We start from the raw sequence: 21840 nt of genomic DNA on the forward strand, positions 1-21840 counted from the left end.
GTGCAAGGCTTGCTGCGACCGTCTTGGAGCCAGGGGTCATCGCCACACGAAGTGATGCAGTCGCAGGTGTCGGGGCCGTCAGAGCGTCCAACGCAGCGAGGCCCTTTGTTACCAAGACAGGATGAGCCGCATCGTGTTGGAGTCACGCAATGCTGGCACTTTTCAGGTTGAGGCACTTGTGGTGCAGTGGTGGAAGGTGCCTTCTTCATGATGGGAACCCGTCCCAGGTGATGCCACCCAGCAGGCGGCCAGCGGCTTTCTTACCGACACGGAAAATCTGCATCGCCCCGGTGTCCTGCTGGAAGGCCATGGGCTCGGTGATGTCGTGCGTCGAACCATCTGCGTGGAGGATGGTGGTTGGCACGGTGCACTTGCGGCCGTAGATATCGTCCAAGTTGCCCTGGTCTTCGTGCGGCTTGGCGATCACGTTGGATTTGTAGAGCGCGCCGTGCTCGGCCTCATCCATTTGGCTGATGGGTTTCCATTCCCCCCATTGCTTGAATAGAAACGGTACGTTTGCGCGCAGGCATTGGGTGCGCAGACTGCAGGCCCAGTCGGGGTGCATTGGGCGCGCGCCGGGGCCGCTTTCGCCGCCGACGATGACCCAATCCAGTCCGCTGCGGATAGGCGCCTTCTCGTGCTCCTGCAGCAGCTCGGCGCCGGGGATGCCCCAGATACCCCGGCTCTCGCACACTTCGCACTTACCGTCAGGCTCCAGCTTTCCGGGGTGTCGCTCGCAATGTGGCTGAAGCCAGCGGCGAACGTCCACCGGCCCCAGCAGCGGCTCCATGGATAAGAAGCGGACTCGGGCCGGCACTTCCAGCAGCTTGGGGATATCGCGGTCGGCCTCTTTCTGGTTGACCACGGTGGCGCCGATCCAGACGTTGGGCCACGGCCAAGCCGCAAATGGAACCGAGTAGCCGATGTCCAGATTGGTCAGCGCGGCCTGGATCATGGCCGCAGCGTTGCCGATGCGCTTGGTCAGCAGCAGCCAGTCCAGATTGGGCGTAGCCCGGATCAGCTCGAACAGGTCAGCGCGCCATTGCGGGTCCACCGTGTTGTCGAACACATCGGCCAGCGAGGCGCAGAAAACACGCTGGCGGCGGCCGTGCTGGGCCACGAAGGCATCGGCCTGGACGTTCCAGCGCTTGGGCAGTGCCCAATTGGCGGCGCTGGTGCGGCGGCGTGGTGCGCCTGGGCCAAAGTTGATGGCCACGCCACCGCCGAAGCGTGCATTGCGCAGTTCGGCGTAGCAGTGATCGCAGCCCGGGCCCGTTTTCTGGCAGCCCTCCCACGGGTTGAAGGTGTGGTCGCACCACTCGATTTTGGTGTTTTCGCTCATGGTGTGACCGTCTCCTTTGCCACGTTGAAGAACCCCAAGCGCCCCTTGAATGGCACGAAGGGGATGGGGCTGCTGTCGCGCAGCACAAAGCCGTGGGAGCCGTCTTGCTTCCAGGGTGATGGGTGCTGCTGGCGGCAGTCGATGACGTGGGTCCAGCCGACGAAGCCGCCACGGGGCAGGTCTTCGTAGGCGGGCATGCTGGCGGGCAGCAGGCCCATGCGCAGCAGCTCCTCGCAGGTCTCGTCGTAGTAGCTGCGGGCCATGGTTTGGCCTGCGTGCACCAGCAGGCGGCCTCGGAAGTTGGTGGGCCAGTCGCGGTTCTCGATGTCTTTGAAGCCGTGGACGATGAGCCAGGCCCACGGCTGGCGGATGCTGAGTGCTGGGATCATGCTGTGACCTCCATGCCCAGCTCGGCCGGGGCCACGTTGAGCAGCTCGCCGCCGCCCTGGCTTTGCATGTGGGCGATGACGCGCTTGGTGGCGGTGTGCAGCTCGATTGCTGCCAGGTTGCGCAGCTGGTGCTCGTGCAGGTCCACCATGTTGGTGATGGCGTCCAGTTCGTACAGCTGCAACTGCGTGGGGCGCCATTGGCCTGTCTCGACACCACGCGTGAGCGCGCTCTTGATCGCGATCAGCGCGGCCTCGATGTGGCCGTGCAGGCCGCGCACGTAGCCCAGGCGCTCGATCTCCAGCGCGATGAGCATGGTGGTGCGCAGGGTGTGCACCTGCAGCTCGGTGGCCACGCCCTCGCGCATGCGTGTGGCGCAGTGGTGGACAGCGTCCATGATCTCGCGGATCTCGGCCTCAGTGAGGCGCGAGGCACGCACCCGGGCCTTGAACATGGTGTTCACAGGCACAGGTTGGCGGCGTGGGGGGATGCGGAAGCGGGGGAGGCCCATCATGCACCTCCCTTCGCCGCAACACCTGTTCCATTGCAGCCGCCGCACAGCACATCGACGGTGCGCCCGTAGTTGTCCACGTCACCGTCCACTCCGCTGCCGCCGCATTCTTGGCATTGCTGGTCGCCACGTTGCGCGGGGGCTGCGGCCACCTGCGCAAGAAATGCGTGTTGCAATGCATCTAGCTGCTTTGGCGTGCGATTGGCAACCTCATCCGCGTTGTTGCCTGTAGCCATCTCGTAGAGCACCTTCATGCGATTGACAAGGGTGCGCAGCGCCACGCCCTTGCCGATGGTCCCGTGCCCCACCGTCACATCGCATGGCAGGGGCCAGTCCAGCGGATCGGCTGGCTCCGCTTGCTGGGCGGCTGGTTCTGCGATGGGCTTCTGAAACTCGGCCTCGGCAATTTCAACCCCTGGCGCGCATCTGGGGCACCCGACCGAACCGTGGCCGTGCTTGTAGACTTTTTTGCACTGTGCGCACTTCCTCGCTTGCAGGGTGGCTGGTGTTGGCCGCCTCTGGAACATAGCTACCAGCTCGTCTGCCTCCTCGCCTGTCAGGCGATGCCAGCATGTGAGCGATGCCGCAAGGTGCCCGCGCGCTTCCCATTCGCTGCTAGCGGCTGCCGTGCCTCCTACTGCTGCGATCAGATCATTTTTCGACATCTGCAGCCTCCAGATCGGTGTAGTCCACAGTCAGAGAGAGAGGGAACGGCCACGACGAGTCGGGGACGGAAACACGCAGCTTGCGGCCCTGGACTTCCAAGATGGAAGCCTTCTGTCCCTTGCACGGGATCAGCTTCCCGTGCTCATTCTTTACGTCTGTCTTGAGTGTTGCCACCTGCCCCTTCGTGAAACTGTGGGGCGCTTCGACCTGTTGCATCGCCTGGGCGATGCCTGCCATCACCTCGGCCTGGCTGGCCTTGCCGGTGCCGTCCACAGTGCCTTTGGCTTTGCCCTTGGGCTTGATGGTGGGCTTGGCCTTGTCGGCTGCGGGGGCTGCTGCCTCGGCGTCTGCCTCGGCCGCGCGCTCGATGGCTTCGGCGTTCATGGCCTGCTGCACCTCGCGCTTGATGGCGCCGATATCGACCTTGGCAATGGGGGCCACTTCTTCAAGATGCAGGGCTTCGTCGGCGGGCCGGTTGAACATGGGGCCGTGGTCGAAGGCAGCTGCGAGCATGAGCAGCACCATGTTCTGCACGCGCGGTGGGGACTCAGCGACCCCGCGCACAGCGCTCTGCAGGGTGTCGTCGCTGAAGCCTGGGCTCAGCTGGAAGATTTGCGCCAGGGCTTCGTCGTGCGTCTCCCGGGCCATGGTCAGGACTACGCGGTAGGCGGCCTGCTGGGACAGTGAATCCAGATCGTCGGGCTCGGCGTCAACGCGCAGCCCCTCGATGGTGGCGCGCACGGCGGCGCTGCGCCAGCGTTGCTGGTATTCATCCTCCAGCTCTTCCTTCGTGCGCGTGGGGGCCTTCTTGTCGGCCTTGCCCGCCGCCCCCTTGGCCTGCAGCGCTTCGCCCGCAGCACGCACGGGCACGGCCTCCACCACGCCGCCTGTGGGGGTCTCGATCAGCACGACCTTGCCCTGGGGCACTTCCTGGCCCAGCACTTCGCGCATGGGCTCTGTGCTGCCCTTCTTGGGCTTGTCGAGCAGGATGTAGCCCTTGGGGGTTGCGCCTTCGGTGGGCATCAGTTCGCGGGCTTCGCGGCCTGTGATGATCTTGCGGCCTTTGGCTTGGGCGTCGGCCTTGAGGGCTTCGTAGTGGGCCTCCTTTTTGTCGGCAAAGCAGGCGGTGTCCGTACAGACGTCTGCACCCGCCTTGTCCCACAGCTCGGGGTTGGCGCCGGTGCGCTTGGGGCACTGGGTGCAAGCGCCCACCTGGGGCAGCAGCTGGGCGTTGTCCAGGGCGAAGGGCGCCTGGGTGAGGTCGGTCATGTAGTTGCGCTGGGCCAGATCCTTGGCGCTGCGGTAGCTGAGCGGGCCGCCATCGGGGCCGCCTGTGAGCACCTTCCTGGTGAACTCCACCTGCAGGGCTGGCGTGGGGCGCTGGGCCACCAGCAGGGCCACGCTGCGGTTGAGCGTGCCCGCCTTGAGGGCGGCGATGGCCTCGGGGCAGATTTTGAGCAGGCGCAGGCTCTCCATCACGTGACTGAGGCTCTTGCGCAGGGCGTCGGCCACAGCTGCGCGGGTCATGCTGTGGGCGTCTACCAGCAGCTGGATGCCGTGCGCTTCGTCCAGGGGGTTGAGGTCTGCGCGGTGCAGGTTCTCGATGAGCTGCATCACCACGGCGTTGCTGTTGTCGGCCGCCACGATGTGCACGGGCACCCGGCGCAGGCCTGCGATGCGGGCGGCCATAAAGCGGCGCTCACCCGCGATGATCTCGTGGGTGGCGTGCTTGGTTGCTTCGTCTTCAAACGTGTCTTGCAGGCGCTCGGCGGGCAGGCGGCGCACGAGCAGGGGCTGCAGCACGCCGTAGACCTTCATGGTGGCGGCCATTTCCAGCAGGGCTTCGTCTTCAACGATCTGCCGGTTGGTCTTGCTGCGCACTAGTTCCGATAGGGGCAGAGAGCTGTCAGCGGGCGCGGCCTGGGCGGCATCGGCGCCGACAACTGTGAAGTCGGCCAGCGGCACGCTCACCTGGGCGGCGCCGCACTGCAGCCAGTAGCTGCGCCCCCCTGGTGGCTTGCCGATGACTTGGGCTTGCTGGCCTGCATAGGGATGCTTGCCGCCGCCTTTGGCTGGCTTGGCGTCGGGGTTGATGGTGACCGTGAGGCCGAGGAGTGGGTCTTTGGTGGCCATGGTTTATGCAGGCTGTGGGGTGCGGAAGCCGGTACGGCTGGGCAGGCGAAAGGCGTCTGTCGAGCCCGGGCGGTAGGGATTGGTGCGCAGCTCGGGGCAGGTGTACGGGTCGCCCTTGGTGGTGCTGTTGCGCACGGGAACTTCGGTGCTGGCGATCTCCAGGCGCTCGCTTTTGCGGCGGGCCTGCAGTTCGGTTTGCGATGGCAGTGGGCTGATCAGCACCTTGCCGCTGCCTGAGACTTTGGCGGTGGGGATGGGCTGCAGTGCTGGGGTGGGTTTGCGGGCGGTCATTGCTTGATGCCTTCCGTAACTGTTTGGATGTTGGTTGCCAGCGTCGCGTTGATGGCGTCGCGTAGTTGGTGAAAGCGTTCGAGGTACAGCTGCGCCCAATCGGTCCAGCTGCGTTGTGCGCGGGCGGCGGTGTGCAGTTGCACCCAGTGGGCGGGTTCGACCTTGCGGCCCGGGGTGTCCAAGATGGCCCAAGGCGCCGATATGCCCTCGGTGTAGATGACGAGGTCGCGGCGCTCGGTGGCCAGCGCCATCAGGTCTATGGCCTTGATCTGCGCTCGATGGCTTAGAAAGATGCCCATCAGCCCGAAATGGCGGCGCACCGAGTTGGCCTGGGGCGATTCCAGCCGTTCCCACGCGCTCCCCAGTTCCCACTTCACGGGGGAGCTGCAATCGCCCACATACACCTCGTGCGCGTCATGCATCAGGCAGGCAAGTTGCACAACTGCTGGGAGCATCAGGTGCGCTGCGATGTCGGCACAAAGCAGCTGGTGTTCCACCACGCTGTAGGGGCGGATGCAGTGGCCGGTGAACCGGTTGATCTGCGCGCCCGCGTGGGCGATGACCTCGATGGAGTATTTGTTCTGGGCCATGTCGTACCCACTGAGGTAGTGGGGCATGCCATCGGCCGTGACGATCCAGTGGCTGCTCATGCTGGCGCTCCGTTCCTGACGACGTCGAACTCGGCGGCGGTGAGCGGGCCAACGGGCATGGGGTGCTGGCTGCGGTTCACCACGTCAATGGCCGCGCGCCACAGGCTCTGGGGCACACCGAAGGCATAGCCATCGGTTTGGGTGATGTCGTGCACCAGCGAGAGGGCCGGGACGGCGTCGGTGCCGTGCGTGATGGTCAGGCCCTGGTGATGGCAGTAGTTGATCAACTCCAACGCCACGAACTGGGCGGGGTTGAGCGGGGCGCCTGGAGTGGGCTTGGCGAGGTCGGTAGCCAGCGCAACGTTGCCGTGGGCATCGGTGCTGAGCGTGAAGGTGACGGTGGTTTTGCGTGTCATTCCAGATCCTTGCGAGTGGATGGGGTTTGGTAGGGAAGGCCGATGTGCTCGGCGTCGCAGTCGAGGCGGCGCGAGCGAAAGCGGGGGTTGGTGGCGTCCAGCTCGGCCACCTGGCCGCGCAGGCTGCGCGCTAGGGCGCTGGCCGCGTAGTGGCTGGCGGGGCTGGCGTTGGGGTAGGTGTGGCGGGCCACTACGTGCTGGCCCGTTTGCGCGTCGGTCAGGTGCACATCAAGCACGGGCACGCCCTTGCGGGTGGTGCCGCAGATGGCCGATGTGACCTGGCCGCGTATGCGGAGCTGCAGGGCGGTGGTCATGGGCGGCCCCTTGGGCGGCGGCGGCGTTCGCGCAGATCTAGGTCCATGTGCGTAGCGGCCTTGATGCGCACGTGGTTGCCGTCGAAGCTCCACCAGTTGCGCAGGTAGGTCAGGATGAAAAGCAGGGCGCGCATGATCAGCCTCCTCGGAGCACTGCGGCCACCAGCAACACCAGCAGGGCCGATGCCAAGGGGCGCAGTTGGCGCGCCTTGCTGCGGGCGTAGTAGGGGCCGTCTACCTGGATGGGGCAGCCGGTGTAAGCGCGGCGCTTAGGCTTGGGGGCCTCGATCACCATGAAGCGCCGGTCGTTCGTTCCCTCGGGCGGGAGGAAGTCCACCGCCCCCGATGTGAAGAAGATGGTGATGGACCGCGCTGGAAAGCCAGCGGTGTGGAACGGCTTTGTTGGGGCCGGGAAGCGATCACCGGGGGCGGTGATCAGCTCCTTGATGTGGGCGCGGGCTGTCATCGCAGTGGCCCCACGGTGATGCTGCGGGCCTCTGGGTAGAGGCTGAAGGCGGCGTCCATGGCCTCCTGTGCGCTGTGGAAGGTGGCGTCGTAGGGCTTGCGGCCCTGCACTTTGATGCGGAAGGTCAGCATGTGGATGCCTCCTTGTGATCAGCTGGGAGCTTGGGGGTGAACACGGCGCAGCCAGCTTCGGTGGGCTTCAGCTCAGAGTCGAGCAGGCCACGAGCTTCCAGGGCGCGGCGGGTGGCGGCGATCTTGAGCGGGCCACCGGCAAGGCCCTGGCCGATACGCTTGCCGTCGATAGCGTTGCGCAGCATGTTGCGCATGGCGGGGGAAAGGCGTGGGGTGGTCATGGCCCGGGCACCTCCACCAACAGGCCAAAGTCATTGGTCACGTAGAAGCGATGCGGGCCACGCCACATTTCATAGCCATGGACGTTCTTGCGAGTTTCGTGTGCAACCCAATAGGGCGCGCAAATGTCGCAGTGGTGCCGCGAAATGTGAAAGCCTTCGCCCTTGATATAGCCATTTGCGTGGCTATACCAACGAACCCGTGATTCCTCGGGTGGGGCCAGCATGATCGTGTCTGGATCGATCTCCACCCGCAGATCAGTGGGCCACCGCTCGAACTTGAGCGTGGCAGCGTGCTGCTTGCGCAGTTCCTCAAGATTGAGGCCGTTCGCCGTCGCGGCTTCCTCGGTCAGCAGTTCGTAGGTGCGGCTTCCTGGCCCGATGAGCCACGCCAGCCGTGCGTCGCGCTGCATCTGGCGCAGGATGTGGTGGACGGCGGCGCTCATGCTGCACAGCCCTTCTGGCGTGTCCGCTGGGCGCCAAAGCTGAAGTCAGTGACCGGATACTCAAGCAGGTACTGCCTGAACGCCTCGGCGCCGCCCTCGCAGTCGATCCATTGGTGGATCTCGCGGAAAAAGGCCGGTTGCGCCTCCTGGGATTCGGGCTCGATAACGAAGAACCGGCGCGTGGTGTCAGCCAGCTCCCACTGCACTGATGAGCCCGACAAGAAAATGAAGTTCGCCCTGTTCTCCTCTTTCAGTACGGGGCGGTACTTGCGGTTGATAGTGATCTCGGGCGATGTGATCCACGCCTTGATCTGCTCGCGCTTCGCGACAAGAGATCGGGGGGTGTGCTCCGCTTCGACTGCAACAAATCGGCGGTTCGACAACCATTCATTGAACACGCCATGTGCTTCTTCGGAACTCACGAAGGTGCCGTGGTCCCTGTAGATATCCACCATTACCTGGGCCAGCAAGCTCTTACCAGACCCCGCGCCGCCTTGGATGGCCACAGCGGTGGTGAGCTTGGTGCCAGGCCGTTGAAGGGGGAGCGCGAGCCAGCAAAGAAGCCAGTGCATGTCGGCGTCGCACTGGGCGTCTGACTTCTCTGGCTGGCGCGTCAGTCGGCGCAGCAGCGCGAGCATTGGTTGTGCGGCTGTGTGCTTCATGCTGCACCGCCTTCCAGCACTTTGCCGAGATGCGCCTGCAGCAGGGCCAGCTCCAGCCGCGCCCGCACGCGGGGCGTGCAGAAGAAGTCCACGTCGTGCAAGGCCACGTGCTTGGTGCCCTCGCCGCCCCATTCGCACTCGAACAGGGCGGTGTCGTCGTCGGCGTCGCCCTGGGCGATCAGGTCGCTGGCTTCGGTGATGCCGTAGATGAGACCGCGATCACACCAGCCGATGGTGCTGATGTTCCAGGCCATGGCCAGCAGAGCCTCGATGTGAGGGTGCGGCATGTCGCCCGTGGGGCAGTCGAAGAAAACCCAGCGCTCTTGCAGCGGGCGGTCGCGCTCGCACATGTCGACAGGCAGCGACACGATGGCGCGGTACAGGCGGCCATGCGCTTGGTAGTGGGCGGGGTGTGGGCGGCTCCCGGGTTGCCGGGGCGCTGGGCTGGCTGGCGCTGCCGTTGAGCGGCAGGCCGTGCTTTGCAATGACATGAAACCTCCATCGCCCGGGGTGGGCGTGGAGTCAGTATAGCAAAGCTATCTCAATTGGCAAGCATCGCTATCCGATGCGAGTGCTCAAGGTGTTGGGCAGGCGCTTCTTGCGGCTTTGTAGTTGTCGATGTGTGGTTTTGCTTCGTCAAACTTCGATGCCGCAATGACGCTGCCCAGCTTGCCAGTGTTCGCCATGAACTCCAGATAGCCCTCCAGCATCAGTTCCATGCCCTTGATCAGCGCGGTCTTGCCCGCAGCCAAGCATGGCGGGACGGTGAGGGCCGTTGCATCTCGCTTGATGGCTTGGAGATTTGCGATGGGGGTTGAAAGAGACATGCGCGCTGTGCTGGTGGCAATGGTGACCGCATCGTCCCATCGGGCCATCACGTCATCGGCGCTTTTGAGCGCCGTAGACAAGATGTCCTTGGCCTTTGCCTCTTCTGCGGCTTTCTTGAGGGCTTCGCGCTCCTGGTCGGCGCGGTTTTGTTGAGCCTTCAAGTCGGCTTCGCGCTGCGCCTTCTGGGTGGCAGCAGCTTTGCGAGATTCGTTTTGGTACACCGTGAACCCGATGCCGAGCACCAGCAACACGGCAATGATCAACAGTGTTTTGCCTGTTTGACGTTCATGTTCCCTCTGCATTCGCCCCTCCGCACCTATGAAACTTTGGAAAAGGGATTATCTGAGCAGAAGGTCGGGTCAGGCTCCCTGAATCTTTCCCCGCTTGCTGGCTTCGATGTACATGCCCCTGACTATGGCGTCGATTTCAGCCCGTGACTCGGGGCTGATGATTGCGTACTCCGCTGGGGTTAGGCTGCTGAACGGCCATGCGCTGCGTGGCGCTGGGGCCTCTGCCGCGCGGCTGATCGGTATAGGCGCATTGGCGAGTGAATCACCGTTTGGCTCACGCAGATAGCTGGCGGGTAGGACGAGCGAGCTGGTCTCGCGGACGACGTCGGCCAAGCGAGGGCTGAAGGCGTCGATCTTCACTTTCAGCGTCTTGGCGAGTTTGGCGGCGGCCTCAAGGTTGAGGGGGCGGTGCCCGCTGATGATCTGCCAGAGGAACCCTTTAGAGCCAACCCCTGCCGCTGCAGCAAGCGTCTGCTGGCTGAACTCACTGGAGTCGATCAGTCGGCGCAGTGCTTCCCCCTCCGATGTACGGATGTGGTCGGGGACAACTTCTTTCGTGCTCTCAGCCATGGACAGCAATGCTATTCATGCAATTGGATAGCATGGCTTGCCGTTTAACGAATAGCAACGCTATACTGCAAGCCCTATGAGCAAACTCAAAGCCTATTTCAACGCGGAACGCGGTCGTGCTACAGCCATGGCCAGGGGCTGCGAAGCATCGGTTGCTTTCTTGAGGGCGATTGCCGATGGCAAGCGCCCTTGCCCCCACAAGCTGGCAGTCAAGATCGAGACGTTCACGCAAGGCGAGGTGTCCCGCCGCGATCTTTTCCCCGACGACTGGCATGAGAACTGGCCTGAGCTGGTCGGGGTCTATGCGCGAGCGGATGCTGCGGCCGCTGAGGTACTGGAGGAGGCCGTCCATGTCTGACGAAGCCTTCGCCCTCCAGTTGCTGTCCATGGCCGAACGCTGGGCGGGTGCCGCAGGCACCACGCTGGAGTTCCGCAAGTCCTTCACCGCTACAACGTTCAGCGTGACGCGCCGCCCCGAGGAGCGCGCACTGCTGGCCGCCGCAGTGGAGCTGTATGACCTGGTGGGCGCATCGCCCGCAGGCGCCCGGGTGATGCAGGCCATGAATCTTGACCCGGATGCCGGCGCGTTGCTTGGAGGGCATGAGCTGGAGGCCCGGTTTAGCGAATGGTCCGCCACGCGCTTGTCGAAGCCTGCTGACGACGGCAGTACAGGGTGATTGGCTATGCCGCACGACAACCTCGAAGCCCAGTATTCGGCGTGGGTCGCCTCCAAGCGTTTTGTAGTGGTTTGCCCTGCGATCAGCTGGCCGCAGCCACAGCAGCACGGTGCATGTCCAGCAGGATGGTTTCTGTCGCTGTCTGGCCCTGCCGCTCTTCGTTCTTCGCCAGTCGTGCCAGGTCGCTGGCAAAGGCTGCTTGCTTGTCTGCTGGCAGTTGTCGCACGGTGGCGAACACCAAGGCGCCGAGGGCGTTGACGATGGCGTTTGCTGTTTCGGCTGTCAGCGGCAGGGTGTTGTCGTTGCTCATGTGTTCCTTCAAGGGTTCCTGTTTTCGATTCGCGGGCGTTCGAGGCCCACGGGTCATTTTCCGCCACGTGGCCGCTTGCAGCGGTGGCCGTGCTTCCTTCCTTCGTGTTCCTTCCTCCCTCCTTGGGCGCACGGCTGGCGGGCTTTTTATTCATGGTGATTTCAGTGCATGGGGCCATGCACTGAAGTCTCTTTTTTTTGCCCAAAAAAAGCATTCCGAACGGTTCCGAATGATTCGGAACCGTTCGGAACGTTGCGGGCAGCACAGTCATGAGGTGAGCTGCTGTGAATGATCCTTTGCTATATGAAGATGAGCTGGACGCCGCTAAGGATGCGGTGAAGGCGTTGGGTGGCGCAAAGAAGGTCGGGCCGCTGATCTGGCCTGACAAGGCGCCGGAAACTGCTGCGCGCCATCTGCTCGATTGCTTGAACGGGTCGCGTGCCGAACGTCTGAGCCCTTCGCAGTTGCTGCTGCTGATGCGCCTGGCGCGCGAGGTGGGGTTTCATGGCCTGACGGCGTATCTGCTGCGTGAGGCGGGCTACGCGCCCCCGGTCCCCGTGGAGCCTCAGACAGAGGCGCAGGTGCTGGCCCGTCAGATGGAGGCCATGGTGGGGCAGTTCTCTGCGTTGACCCATCGCCTGGAGCGGTTGACCGGGGCAGGGCGCGGCTGATGGATAACTATCAGCAGGTGCTCTACCAGATGGCGCAGTTTGGCATCGAGCTGCGCGAAGGCCGAGACTTGCCGCTGAAGCTGGACACGCCCAAGAGCGTGACGTGCGGCAAGGGCGGTAAGGACTGGTACAAGCTTTATCTCTTCCGCCGTGACCCTGACAAGGGTGGTGGCACATACGTGACTGGCACGTTTGGCACCTACCGTCACGGCGGGGCCAGTCAGAAGGTGGATGTGGAGTGGGCGCCCCTGTCCCCCGAGGAGCGCGCGCGCCGGGCAGAGGAGCTGCGTGCGCAGCGCGCCCGGGCTGCGGTCGAGCGCAAAGCGGAGATTGCCAACGCGATGGCTGAGGCCATCGATGTGTGGCGCCGGGGCGTAAAGGATGGGCATTCGCCCTATCTGGAGCGCAAGGGTGTGACGGGCGAGGCCTGCCGTTACCTGGCCGAGCCCTTTGTGCTGCGCTGGCCGGGAGATCCTGGGGAAGATGACACGCGGGTGCACTTGCCCGAGGGCACGTTGCTGGTGCCGCTGCTGCGGTACGACTTGCCTCGTGAGGAAGCGCTGCGGGCGTTGCAGTTCATCCGCCCGGATGGGGCGAAGCTATACCAGCGGGGCATGGACAAGCCGGGGTGCTGCTTGCGCCTGGGCGATATCAGCGTGTCCGCCACCCCTTTGCTGTTTGTGGTGGAGGGCTATGCCACGGGTCTGACGGCGCGTGCGGCCATCGATGGACAGTACCCGGTGTTCGTTGCCCTGGACGCGGGCAACCTGGCGCACGTGGTGCCGCTGTTGCGCAAGCTGTACCCGCACACCCGCATCCTGATCCTGGCCGACGACGATTGGCAAACGCGCGACCCTGTGTCGCACGATCTGACCAACCCTGGCCTCCATGCCGCCCGGGCTGTGGCCCGAAAGGTGGAGGGGTGCGACCTGCTCTGGCCCATATTCAAGCTGGACACGCGGGACAAGAAAGACACCGACTTCAACGATCTGCAGGCGCGTGAGGGCCTCAATGCCGTGCGCAAGCAGCTGTCTGGCGTCGTCACGATGATGGCGAGGCGCTATGGCTGAAACGACGCCAGGCAGCGGGCCACAGGGCGGGGCGGTGGAGCCCGCACCGACTGCAAGCGAAGCATTGCAGGCGCACGTTGCACCCGGCGCGCCAGCGCCGCACGATAGTTCTGTCGTTCGCGTGGACTTTGGCGCGGGCAAGGGGCAGGGCGGTGGTGCTGCGTCATCTGATGCTGAAAGCGGCCCCAGCTCGGCCCCGCCCCCCCTCCCCCAAAGTAGCGCAGCTGCGCGCATGTCGGGGGATGGGGGTGGTGACGCCGGGGAGCCTTCTGAGCCTCCTGCAGATGACGCCGCTGGCGACAAGCCGGTGCAGGGGCGCAAGAAAGAAAAGACCATCGACTGGGGGAAGTTCAACCATCTGGTCGAACACTTTGTGCTGATCTACGGCACGGACACCGTGTGGGATGGCTCGGAGCGACTGCAGATGAAGATCGCCAACATGGGCCACGCCCACGGCGCGGACATGGTGCGTATGTGGAAGTCCAGCGAGCGGCGGCGCACGGTGCGGCTGGATGATGTGGTGTTTGACCCCACGATGCAGTGCGACCCAGAAACGACGGTCAATCTGTATGACGGGATGGCCATGGTGCCCAAGGAGGGCAACGTGGACCCCATCCTTGATCTAGTGCGCTACCTGACCAGTCGGGCGGCCGAACACGATGCTGAGTGCGATGAAATCATGCACTGGCTGCTGTGCTGGCTGGCTTACCCGCTGCAGCACCCTGGCGCCAAGCTGCGCACGGCGGTGGTGATGCACGGGGATGAGGGCGCGGGGAAGAACTTCCTGTTCGACATCATGGTGGCGATCTATGGAAAGTATGGCGCCCTGGTCGGCCAGGATGAACTGGAGGATAAGTTCAACGACTGGCGCAGCTGCAAGATGTTTGTGGTGGGCGATGAGGTGTCTAGCCGCGCTGAACTGGTGCACAACAAGAACCGGTTGAAAGCGCTGATCACCAGCCCCACCGTGCAGATCAACCCGAAGAACCTGGCTCGTCGGGAAGAGAAGAACCAGATGAACATCGTGTTCCTCTCGAATGAGCTGCAGCCGCTGGCGCTGGACAACTCGGACCGCCGCTATCTGGTGGTGTACACGCCCCGGGCCAAAGACCCCGACTACTACCGAAAGCTGGGCGAGTGGCGGGATAGCGGGGGGGCTGAGGCGTTCTATCACTTCCTGCTGACGTACCCCCTCAAAGGGTTTCACCCCTATTCGCCCGCGCCCATGACGGCGGCCAAAGAGGCGCTGATCGAGATCAACCGTAAGAGCCCTGAGCAGTTCTGGGCGGAGTGGTCGAGTGGTGAGCTGGATCTGCCCTACCAGGCGTGCGCTGTGGATCAGGCGTATTCGGCTTACCTCAAGTGGTGCCAGCGCACTGGTGACCGCTACCCGTTCAAGCGCAACCAGTTCACGCCCACGCTCACCCGGTTTTCTGAGGGGCAGGGCAAGACAGCGCGCACCAAGGCCATGAACGTCACGCGCCCAGGTGAAGCCAAGAAAACCACCCGAATGCTGCTGGTCTGTGAGCCCGTCTTGCGCAAGCCAGACGCGGGGCCTGACGACGTGACCATGACAGAGACCGAATGGGCCACAAGCTCTGTCACCGACTTTGGTGTGGCCTTGCGTAAGTACATCGGCTATGGGTCTGGCTCCCCGTCCCACGATGGCGGCGATGCCGATGGAGGTGATGAATGAGCGCCCACGCAGTTACACGGTTACGCAAGTGCGTAACGCGAAAACCCAGCACTGGCGCGGGTAGTTACGCGATTACGCGGTTACGCGCCTCCTGTGTGTGCGTATGTGCGCAGGCATGCAGGCGGGCGCGTGTGTGCGTGCATGCATGTGTGTGCGTGTGCAGCGTAACCGCGTAATCGCGTAACTCGCTAGGCGTGGCGCGGGTTGTGGTGTTACGCGTGCGTGTAAGCGCGTAACTCGGTTTGTTCTTTTGAAAGAAGAAAGGAAAAGGGAATGGCTCAGGTGATCACATCGACGGCGATAGACAACATGAAGCGCGAGGCGAAGCGCATCCGCAAGGCAACGGGTGTGCCCCACCACGCAGCTCTGGAACAGGTGGCCGCGTCGCGCGGCTTTCAGAGCTGGAAAGCTGTGATGGCGGCGTCGGCCACCACAGCCGCGTCCGTGGTATTGCCACTGTCTACCCCCCCTATAGGTACTCCTGGGGCCGTTGCTCATGGGGGTAATTCGACCCCCGCGCGCGCGCTAGTTGCAGGCGCTGGGAAAAGTCCGGCGTTTGGTCCGGTTTCGGGGAAATAGTCCGATGGCTGTGCAGCTCCTGAGCAAGGCGGCCTATGCGCGGCACCGTGGCTGCGACGAAAAGGCCGTGCGCAAAGCCATTGCGGAGGGCCGGATCAGCCTCATCGACGGGAAGATTGACCCCGAGGTCGCGGACATCCAGTGGGCAAAGAACACCCGCGCCCGGGCCGACAGCAAGCGCACGGCGGGCGCTGTTGCAAACGATGCCGGTTCCCCCTTGCTGGATGGAGAAACGCCCACCAGCGGCCCGGATTCGGCCCAGGGCGCCGCATCGACGCCTGGATATGCCGACTACCGCACGCTGCGGGAGAAAGCGGACTACGAAAGGGCGGAGCGGGAAAACCGCCGTGAGGCTGGACTGCTGGTGGAGCGCTCATTGGTCGAGCGCGGGATCTTCGACGCGGTCCGCGCCTTCCGTGACTCCGTGATGGTCATCGGCCAGCGCGCCGCCCCTCGATGCATCGGACTTGCCGACTCCCGCGAGATCGAACACGTCATCACCGATGAAACACGCAAGGCGCTGGAGGGCTTCGAGGTCCGCATGGCGGCGCTGTTGCCAAAAAAGGAAACCACCTGATGCAAACCCCTCAATTCATTCTGGGCCTGGACGATGAGCAGCTGGTCGATGAGTTCGCCTGCGGCGGTGGCATGTCCGAAGCCATCGAGCAGGCAACCGGCCGCCACGTCGATATCGCCGTCAACCACGACGAAGACGCCTGCAGCATGCACGCAGCGAACCACCCCCAGACTGAGCACCACTGGAAAGACGTGTTCGAGGTGTGCCCACGCAAGGCCACCAAGGGGCGGGCGGTGGGCTTGCTGCACCTGTCGCCTGATTGCACACATCACAGCCAGGCACGGGGCGGCCAGCCACGCAGCAAGAAGCTGCGCGGCCTCGCCTGGATCGCCTGCCGCTGGGGCGGGGTCAAGCGCCCAAGGCTGATCACCCTGGAGAACGTCAAGCAGATCCTGCAGTGGGGCCCGCTGATCGCCAAGCGCTGCCCAAAGACCGGGCGTGTGGTCAAGCTCGATGGCACCGTCGCTGCCGATGGCGAACGTGTGCCGGTGCAACTGCAGCACCTGGTGCCTGACCCGGCCCGAGCCGGTAAGACCTGGCGCGCTTTCGTCCGGCAATTACAGCAACTCGGCTATGAGGTCGACTGGCGCATCTTGTGCGCCGCCGACTACGGCGCCCCCACCACGCGCAGCCGCCTGTTCATGGTTGCGCGCTGCGACGGCGCCCCCATCGTCTGGCCGGAGCCAACCCACTTCAAGAACCCGGCCAAGGGCCAGAAGCGCTGGCGCTCTGCCGCAGAGTGCATCGATTGGAGCATTCAAGGCCGCAGCATCTTTGAGCGCGAGAAACCGCTGGCCGATGCCACCTTGCGCCGTGTAGCGCATGGCATGAAGCGGTACGTCCTGGACAGCGCCGACCCATTCATCGTGCAGATCGCCAATTGGTCGCGCGACGGGGTGACCAGTGCCCGCGATCCGCTCTCAACCGTCACGGCTTGGCCGCGCGGCGGGTCGCATGCAGTGGTGGCTCCGGTGATGGTCCAGGCCGGGCACGGCCAGGGCACGCCCGACGCCCCCCGCTGGAGCCATGGCAACAAGAGCGTGCGCGAACCCGTGGGCACGGTCACCGCCAGCGGAGGCGGCCAGGCGCTGGCCGTGGGCACGCTGGTGCAGATGGGTTACGGCGAACGCGAAGGCCAGGCCCCGCGCGCCCTCGATGCGCGCCAGCCCTTGGGCACGGTGGTAGGGGCTGGCAAGTTCGCCGCCGTCACAGCGTTTGTTGAGCAGGCCAACGGCGGCTTCAACGCCACCCCGGCGCGCGACGCACGCGAACCTCTGTCCACAAGCACTGCCACAGGTTCGCAACAGAGGCTGGTGACCGCCCACCTCGCCACGCTTCGGCAGAACTGCACAGGCCAGGATATCCGCGACCCGGTGCCGACGATGACCGCGGGTGGGGAACACCACGCTTTGATCGAATACACGCTGTCGCCCGAAGCGGAAGAGGGCGCCTTGCGCTGCGCAGCCTTCCTGATCCGCTACTACGGTCAGGGCGGGCAGCTCGGCGACATGCGCGAGCCCATGTCCACCAGCACAACCAAGGACCGCCTCGCCCTGGTCACGGTGTGGCTACGCGGCACGCCCTACGTCATCGTGGATATCCAGCTGCGCATGCTCACCCCGCGCGAGCTGTACAACGCGAACGGCTTCCCCAAGACCTACATCATCGACCGGGGCCACGACGGGCGCGCCTTTAGCAAGTCCACCCAGGTGCGGATGTGTGGCAACGCCGTGCCACCGCCGCTGGGGCGTGCTGTGATCGAGGCGAACTGGAACAGCAAGGTTCCGATGCGGAGGGCCGCTTGATGGACTCTCGTCATCAGTCCCCGTATTGCCGTCTGCGTGCAAAAGCCGTTGGCTCAATGGGGCATGCGCTTCGGCAGGCACACCTTGCGGGGCAGAATGGCTTTGATCACATCGAAAGGAGCAATCATGAAACTGGTGAAAGCGCACTTCTATGGCGGAGCTATGGATGGTCAAGTGGAAGTTGTCGAGAAATCCAAACTGCTGGAGGTGGGCGCCCCTGCTACTGGTCAGGTGCACCGATATCGACTCCATTTGGATACGATCGCGCTCGGTTCAGAGCCTGGCTTCGCCATATTCGTACCGGAGGCCATGTCCGCGCAAGAGGCCGCGTCGCTCGTGAGAGAAAGGTTGCCGAACAGAACAGCGCGGAGCTAGCAAGTAGGCCGCAGTCTGCGGCGTCGATTTGCACAAACGATATGGGGAGGTTCGCATGAACCTCGCTGACGGCTACGAACTAGTCATCCGCGCCGCCATGGAGGCCGCGCGGCCAGACCCCGAGCTGCGCGTGGACGAATGGGCCGAGGAGTTCGTGATCCTGCCCAAGAGCAGCCCGCAGCCTGGGCCGTTCCGCTTCGACCGCAGCCCGCCCGCCCGGCGTGTGCACCAGGTGCTTTCTCCAGGCCACCCCTGCAAACGTGTGGTGGCCAAGGTGGCATCACAGATGTTCAAGACGCAGACGGCCTTGAACTGGATCGGTTCCATCATCCACCGCAGGCCACGCAACATCCTGGCCTTGGAGCCTACCGATACGCTGGTGAAACGTTTCTCTGCGCGTGTCAGCACCATGATTCGCAACGTGCAGGTGCTGCGCGAGCGGGTATCAGCCACCAAAAGCCGCGACAGCCGCAACACCGTGCAGGCCAAGGATTTCCAGGGCGACGCTACCCTGCACATCAACACTGCAGGCTCTGCGGCCAACCTGGCTGAAGTTTCAGCTCCCTTCATCTATGTGGACGAAATCGACCGCCTGGAGTTGAACGTTGACGACGAAGGTGACCCTGTAGAGCTGGCCGAAGCTCGTGCCACCCAGTACGCCAACGACTGCAAATTTTTCTACACCAGCAGTCCGAGCACCGAAGGCTTTAGCAAGATCGATGACCTGTTCGAGATGGGCACCAAGGAGGAATACCACGTTCCCTGTCCAGACTGCGGTCACCTTCATGCTTTGGTGTTGGACAACTTCCGCTATGAGCGCGACCCGGAAACAGGCTACATGGATAGGGCATGGTTCGTGTGTCCTGCGTGCTTCTTCGAGATCGACGAACACCACAAGACCACCATGCTGCCCGATGTCGGCATGGGTGGAGAGGCGCGCTGGGTGGCAACATCGACGGGCGACGGTGAAACGATCAGCTTCACCCTGTCGGCTTTCTACATGCCCGTCGGGGCCATTACCTGGCTGTCGCTGGCCCGGCAGTACGCACGCGCCAAAGAGCGCTTGGGGCGTGGCGATCACGAAGGGATGCAGGTGTTCTACAACACCCGCTTGGGCCTGAGCTACAAGAACACCGAGTCCAACACTACCGCCAAGCAGCTGCAGGACCGCGCCGAAGACTACGCACCGCGCGTGATCCCTGATGAAGCACTGGTTGTGACCATGGCCACCGACACGCAAGACACGCGCCTTGAGGTGCAGATCGAAGCGTGGGGGCCGGGCATGCAGCATTGGGTTATCGACTACGTCGTGCTGCCTGGCCTACCTTCCGATTCGCCAGATGATCCCAAAAGCGTATGGGCGCGTCTCGATGAAATCCGACGCACCCCGCTGCTGCACGCCAGTGGGCGTGCCATCATGATCAGCGCGGATGGCATCGACGCAGCCGGTCACCATACGCAGGATGTGTACAACTACGGTGCAGCCCGCGCGCACGTCGGCTGCACGGTGCTTGGTGGATCACCACGTCCGAATCGGCCCATCATCAGCAGCATGCCTAGCAAGGTTGATATCGACTGGGGCGGCACAAAGCGGCCAGGGGGCGTTGAGCGCTGGATGGTCGGTACTGACGTTGCCAAGGACTATCTGTTCAACCGCTTCCACCTGGCCGAGGGGCCGGGTGCAATGCGATTCCATAAGTACCTGCCGCCCGAGTGGTTTGCTGGGCTGGTGGTTGAGCAACCTCGCACCCGGTATGTGAAAGGAAGGGCCGTGCGGGAGTGGGTAAAGCCCAACGGCGCCCGCAATGAGCCGCTCGACCTTTCGGTCTACAACACTGCCATGGCCTACCGGTTGGGCCTGCACAAGTGGTCCGCGCTCGATTGGCAACGGCTGCGCGACAAGCTGATACCTCGCAACCATGACTTGTTCGCTCTCCCAGCGCCTGTCGTTCCAGTCAAGTCAGCTCCAGAGCCTGCTGTATCTGCCCCACCGTCCTTGGCACCTGCAGCGCCGGAGCCAGCGATCTCGACCGTACAGACGTCTGTACCCCCGCCTGCGCTGAGCGTGCCCTCGGCACCTATCTTTCAACCCCCGGCACCGACAGGGCGCCGGATGCGTTCTAGAGGACTTCGTTGATGACGACCAAAAATAGAAAAGACCAGTACGACACCGAAGCTCTGCGTCTCGCAGCGCCAGGGCCTATAGGGCGTGAAAGCGACGAGATGCCCGCACTGGACGAAGAGCAGCGCGACCTCGACGACCTGTGCGAGCGCTGGGTAGCCTGGACGAGATCCCGGCGCCTGTATGGTCCGCCTCCACAAATGGGCTCAATACTGGGGCAACTAAGTGGAACTTCGTCTCGGCCTGTTCAGGCAGGTGGGCCAGATGCCATCAATAGTGCCGAGTTGGCTGCATTTCACCTGGCCTACACATGTCAGCCGGACCAGTTGGACAAGCGTGTCTTCGCCCTGTACTACGTGCACCGAGTCAAGCCCATCAAGGCAGCGGCAGGGGCGTTGGGCATATCCACGCGCCACTTCTACCGCCTGCTGGAGACGTTCCGGAAAACGGTCCATATCTCCGCGAAGGCCTTGCACGAGCAAAACATTCAGGCGCGGGACGCACTTCCACACGGACTGTCAACACCTAAAGTGTGACCTCCAGAGGTCACAATTTAGGGATTGATTCGATGTCACACTTTGGCCCAAAATTGGCCCCAATTCAGGTAGGTCTCAAAAGTCCGCCAGCCTGAAAATCAATAGTCCACAACGCAGTTGTGCAGCATGCCCCCGGCAGCCGAAAGGCCCCGGGGGCTTTCTTTTGGGGCTTCCAAACATGCTTGAAATTCGCCGCAGCGGCAACATGGCCGATGTGATCGCATCGGTGCGTGACGTGCCCGCTCGCATCGTGCCGTACGCCGCATCCACGGCGCTCACGCGCACCGCGCAGCACGCGGCCAAGATCGAGCTGCCCGCCGAGATGCGCTCGGTGTTCGGCAACCCCGTGGCCTACACCCTGAACTCGCTGCGCATTGAGCCCGCGACCAAAGACACATTGAGTGCGCGGGTGATGGTCAAGACCAGTGCTGCAGGCGTTGCGCCCGAGAACTTCTTGCTCCCCCAGGTCGAAGGCGGTGGCCGCAAGCACAAGCGCGCGGAGGCCGCCATGCGCTACGCCGGTGTACTGGGCGCGGGCCAATTCTCCATGCCAGGTATGGGCCTGTCGCTGGACGCGAACGGCAACGTCAAGGGCGCCGAGGTTCGCACCATCCTGGCGGCACTCAAGAACATCCGAGGTGGTGTCGGTGCCCAGGGCCAGAAGGCGGGGCGTGGCCGCAAGCTGGCAAACGACCTGTTCGTCGGCAAGCCCAACGGTGGCAACCGGCCAGACGGCATCTGGCGCCGGGAGGGCAAGCGCATCCGTGCGCTGTTCGTTTTCACCAACGACGCGCCCACTTACGGCAAGCGCCTGGACTTCACGGGCGTGGTTCAGCGCGTGGCACTGCAGCGCTTCCAGCCCGAATTCCAGAAAGCCATGGCCGCCATGGTGGCGCGTGGGGGGCGGGCATGAGCACGGCACCAGCAGTCACCCCGTTGGAGCTGGCGCAGCGGCGTCTGGCGAACTACCTGGAGGCAGAGACCCGCATCCTGCAGTCGCAGGAATACACAGTGGGGCAGGGCGGCACTGCCCGCCGCACACGCCGGGCCGAGCTGGAACAGGTGCAGAACGGCATCCGCGAAGTACGCATCGAGATCGCCACACTGACGGCCGCAGCCACACGCCGTGGGCGCGTCTCCTACCTACGCCCGAGGTGCTGA

General features: G+C 63.8%; 32 protein-coding genes. 13 read left to right on the forward strand and 19 right to left on the reverse strand.

All coding sequences use genetic code 11. The annotated features are described in order from the left end of the window. Positions 1-205 precede the first annotated feature (205 nt). From IB243_RS24840 to IB243_RS24920, 18 genes are all read right to left on the reverse strand, one after another. Entirely contained in the window at positions 206-1342 is a 1137-nt protein-coding gene (locus IB243_RS24840; RefSeq protein ID WP_192429812.1) for a phage Gp37/Gp68 family protein, read from the reverse strand. Then, positions 1339-1731, reverse strand: a complete 393-nt coding sequence (locus tag IB243_RS24845; RefSeq protein ID WP_225585319.1) for an ASCH domain-containing protein — start codon at positions 1729-1731, stop codon at positions 1339-1341. Before IB243_RS24845 ends, IB243_RS24840 begins: the two co-directional genes overlap by 4 nt. Further along, positions 1728-2243: a hypothetical protein gene (locus IB243_RS24850; protein WP_225585320.1), complete on the reverse strand. Its 516-nt coding sequence runs from the start codon at positions 2241-2243 to the stop codon at positions 1728-1730. Before IB243_RS24850 ends, IB243_RS24845 begins: the two co-directional genes overlap by 4 nt. Next, positions 2240-2905, reverse strand: coding sequence for a hypothetical protein (locus IB243_RS24855; RefSeq protein WP_192429814.1), 666 nt, complete (start codon positions 2903-2905; stop codon positions 2240-2242). Before IB243_RS24855 ends, IB243_RS24850 begins: the two co-directional genes overlap by 4 nt. Next, positions 2892-5039: a ParB/RepB/Spo0J family partition protein gene (locus IB243_RS24860; RefSeq protein WP_192429815.1), complete on the reverse strand. Its 2148-nt coding sequence runs from the start codon at positions 5037-5039 to the stop codon at positions 2892-2894. The genes IB243_RS24855 and IB243_RS24860 overlap by 14 nt, the downstream gene beginning before the upstream one ends. Positions 5040-5042: 3 nt before the next feature. Further along, complete coding sequence (locus IB243_RS24865) at positions 5043-5330, reverse strand: hypothetical protein (protein ID WP_192429816.1); 288 nt, start codon at positions 5328-5330, stop codon at positions 5043-5045. Then, a complete protein-coding gene (locus IB243_RS24870; protein ID WP_225585321.1) occupies positions 5327-5980 on the reverse strand; it encodes a hypothetical protein in 654 nt (217 codons plus the stop codon). Before IB243_RS24870 ends, IB243_RS24865 begins: the two co-directional genes overlap by 4 nt. Continuing rightward, on the reverse strand, positions 5977-6336 hold the full coding sequence (locus IB243_RS24875; protein WP_192429817.1) for a hypothetical protein: 360 nt from the start codon (positions 6334-6336) through the stop codon (positions 5977-5979). Before IB243_RS24875 ends, IB243_RS24870 begins: the two co-directional genes overlap by 4 nt. Continuing rightward, a complete protein-coding gene (locus IB243_RS24880) occupies positions 6333-6650 on the reverse strand; it encodes a hypothetical protein (RefSeq protein WP_192429818.1) in 318 nt (105 codons plus the stop codon). The genes IB243_RS24875 and IB243_RS24880 overlap by 4 nt, the downstream gene beginning before the upstream one ends. Beyond that, complete coding sequence (locus IB243_RS24885) at positions 6647-6784, reverse strand: hypothetical protein (RefSeq protein WP_157891348.1); 138 nt, start codon at positions 6782-6784, stop codon at positions 6647-6649. The genes IB243_RS24880 and IB243_RS24885 overlap by 4 nt, the downstream gene beginning before the upstream one ends. A gap of 2 nt (positions 6785-6786) precedes the next feature. Continuing rightward, a complete protein-coding gene (locus IB243_RS24890; protein ID WP_192429819.1) occupies positions 6787-7116 on the reverse strand; it encodes a hypothetical protein in 330 nt (109 codons plus the stop codon). Next, positions 7113-7247: a hypothetical protein gene (locus IB243_RS27325; RefSeq protein WP_255509303.1), complete on the reverse strand. Its 135-nt coding sequence runs from the start codon at positions 7245-7247 to the stop codon at positions 7113-7115. The genes IB243_RS24890 and IB243_RS27325 overlap by 4 nt, the downstream gene beginning before the upstream one ends. After that, positions 7241-7468, reverse strand: coding sequence for a hypothetical protein (locus IB243_RS24895; RefSeq protein ID WP_192429820.1), 228 nt, complete (start codon positions 7466-7468; stop codon positions 7241-7243). The genes IB243_RS27325 and IB243_RS24895 overlap by 7 nt, the downstream gene beginning before the upstream one ends. Beyond that, positions 7465-7911 (reverse strand): hypothetical protein, encoded by a 447-nt coding sequence (locus tag IB243_RS24900; RefSeq protein ID WP_192429821.1) that lies wholly within the window; start codon positions 7909-7911, stop codon positions 7465-7467. The genes IB243_RS24895 and IB243_RS24900 overlap by 4 nt, the downstream gene beginning before the upstream one ends. Beyond that, positions 7908-8573, reverse strand: coding sequence for a primase-helicase family protein (locus IB243_RS24905; RefSeq protein WP_192429822.1), 666 nt, complete (start codon positions 8571-8573; stop codon positions 7908-7910). The genes IB243_RS24900 and IB243_RS24905 overlap by 4 nt, the downstream gene beginning before the upstream one ends. Continuing rightward, positions 8570-9064, reverse strand: coding sequence for a hypothetical protein (locus IB243_RS24910; protein ID WP_192429823.1), 495 nt, complete (start codon positions 9062-9064; stop codon positions 8570-8572). The genes IB243_RS24905 and IB243_RS24910 overlap by 4 nt, the downstream gene beginning before the upstream one ends. A gap of 84 nt (positions 9065-9148) precedes the next feature. Further along, positions 9149-9649, reverse strand: a complete 501-nt coding sequence (locus IB243_RS24915; protein WP_192429824.1) for a hypothetical protein — start codon at positions 9647-9649, stop codon at positions 9149-9151. A gap of 111 nt (positions 9650-9760) precedes the next feature. Next, a complete protein-coding gene (locus IB243_RS24920; RefSeq protein WP_192429825.1) occupies positions 9761-10261 on the reverse strand; it encodes a helix-turn-helix transcriptional regulator in 501 nt (166 codons plus the stop codon). Between the two features lie 76 nt (positions 10262-10337). On the opposite strand from IB243_RS24920, the gene IB243_RS24925 reads away from it, so the two are divergent. After that, positions 10338-10619, forward strand: coding sequence for a YdaS family helix-turn-helix protein (locus tag IB243_RS24925; protein ID WP_192429826.1), 282 nt, complete (start codon positions 10338-10340; stop codon positions 10617-10619). Next, positions 10612-10938, forward strand: coding sequence for a hypothetical protein (locus tag IB243_RS24930; RefSeq protein ID WP_192429827.1), 327 nt, complete (start codon positions 10612-10614; stop codon positions 10936-10938). The genes IB243_RS24925 and IB243_RS24930 overlap by 8 nt, the downstream gene beginning before the upstream one ends. Positions 10939-11020: 82 nt before the next feature. Here the strand turns inward: IB243_RS24930 and IB243_RS24935 are convergent, their stop codons facing one another. After that, positions 11021-11248 carry a hypothetical protein gene (locus tag IB243_RS24935; RefSeq protein ID WP_192429828.1) on the reverse strand — a complete coding sequence of 76 codons (228 nt, stop codon included), beginning with the start codon at positions 11246-11248 and terminating at the stop codon, positions 11021-11023. Positions 11249-11532: 284 nt separating this feature from the next. Here IB243_RS24935 and IB243_RS24940 point away from each other — a divergent pair, with 284 nt between their 5' ends. The 11 genes from IB243_RS24940 to IB243_RS24985 all read left to right on the forward strand — a co-directional run bounded on the left by IB243_RS24940 (position 11533) and on the right by IB243_RS24985 (position 21840). Then, positions 11533-11919 carry a hypothetical protein gene (locus IB243_RS24940; protein ID WP_063462585.1) on the forward strand — a complete coding sequence of 129 codons (387 nt, stop codon included), beginning with the start codon at positions 11533-11535 and terminating at the stop codon, positions 11917-11919. Next, positions 11919-12989 carry a toprim domain-containing protein gene (locus IB243_RS24945; RefSeq protein WP_192429829.1) on the forward strand — a complete coding sequence of 357 codons (1071 nt, stop codon included), beginning with the start codon at positions 11919-11921 and terminating at the stop codon, positions 12987-12989. Before IB243_RS24940 ends, IB243_RS24945 begins: the two co-directional genes overlap by 1 nt. Then, complete coding sequence (locus tag IB243_RS24950; RefSeq protein ID WP_225585322.1) at positions 12982-14685, forward strand: DUF5906 domain-containing protein; 1704 nt, start codon at positions 12982-12984, stop codon at positions 14683-14685. Before IB243_RS24945 ends, IB243_RS24950 begins: the two co-directional genes overlap by 8 nt. A 273-nt stretch (positions 14686-14958) precedes the next feature. Further along, positions 14959-15264: a glyoxalase superfamily protein gene (locus IB243_RS27525; protein WP_370540389.1), complete on the forward strand. Its 306-nt coding sequence runs from the start codon at positions 14959-14961 to the stop codon at positions 15262-15264. A gap of 4 nt (positions 15265-15268) precedes the next feature. After that, positions 15269-15841 (forward strand): hypothetical protein, encoded by a 573-nt coding sequence (locus IB243_RS24955; RefSeq protein ID WP_192429830.1) that lies wholly within the window; start codon positions 15269-15271, stop codon positions 15839-15841. Then, a complete protein-coding gene (locus IB243_RS24960; RefSeq protein WP_192429831.1) occupies positions 15841-17646 on the forward strand; it encodes a DNA cytosine methyltransferase in 1806 nt (601 codons plus the stop codon). The genes IB243_RS24955 and IB243_RS24960 overlap by 1 nt, the downstream gene beginning before the upstream one ends. 126 nt (positions 17647-17772) lie before the next feature. After that, positions 17773-18021, forward strand: coding sequence for a hypothetical protein (locus tag IB243_RS24965; protein WP_192429832.1), 249 nt, complete (start codon positions 17773-17775; stop codon positions 18019-18021). Between the two features lie 55 nt (positions 18022-18076). Then, positions 18077-20158 (forward strand): phage terminase large subunit family protein, encoded by a 2082-nt coding sequence (locus IB243_RS24970; RefSeq protein ID WP_192429833.1) that lies wholly within the window; start codon positions 18077-18079, stop codon positions 20156-20158. After that, a complete protein-coding gene (locus IB243_RS24975) occupies positions 20158-20679 on the forward strand; it encodes a hypothetical protein (RefSeq protein ID WP_192429834.1) in 522 nt (173 codons plus the stop codon). Before IB243_RS24970 ends, IB243_RS24975 begins: the two co-directional genes overlap by 1 nt. Before the next feature lie 178 nt (positions 20680-20857). After that, entirely contained in the window at positions 20858-21592 is a 735-nt protein-coding gene (locus IB243_RS24980) for a hypothetical protein (RefSeq protein WP_192429835.1), read from the forward strand. Then, on the forward strand, positions 21589-21840 hold the full coding sequence (locus IB243_RS24985) for a hypothetical protein (RefSeq protein WP_192429836.1): 252 nt from the start codon (positions 21589-21591) through the stop codon (positions 21838-21840). Before IB243_RS24980 ends, IB243_RS24985 begins: the two co-directional genes overlap by 4 nt.

Source organism: Acidovorax sp. ACV01 (assembly GCF_014851495.1).
Lineage (GTDB): Bacteria > Pseudomonadota > Gammaproteobacteria > Burkholderiales > Burkholderiaceae_C > Acidovorax > Acidovorax radicis.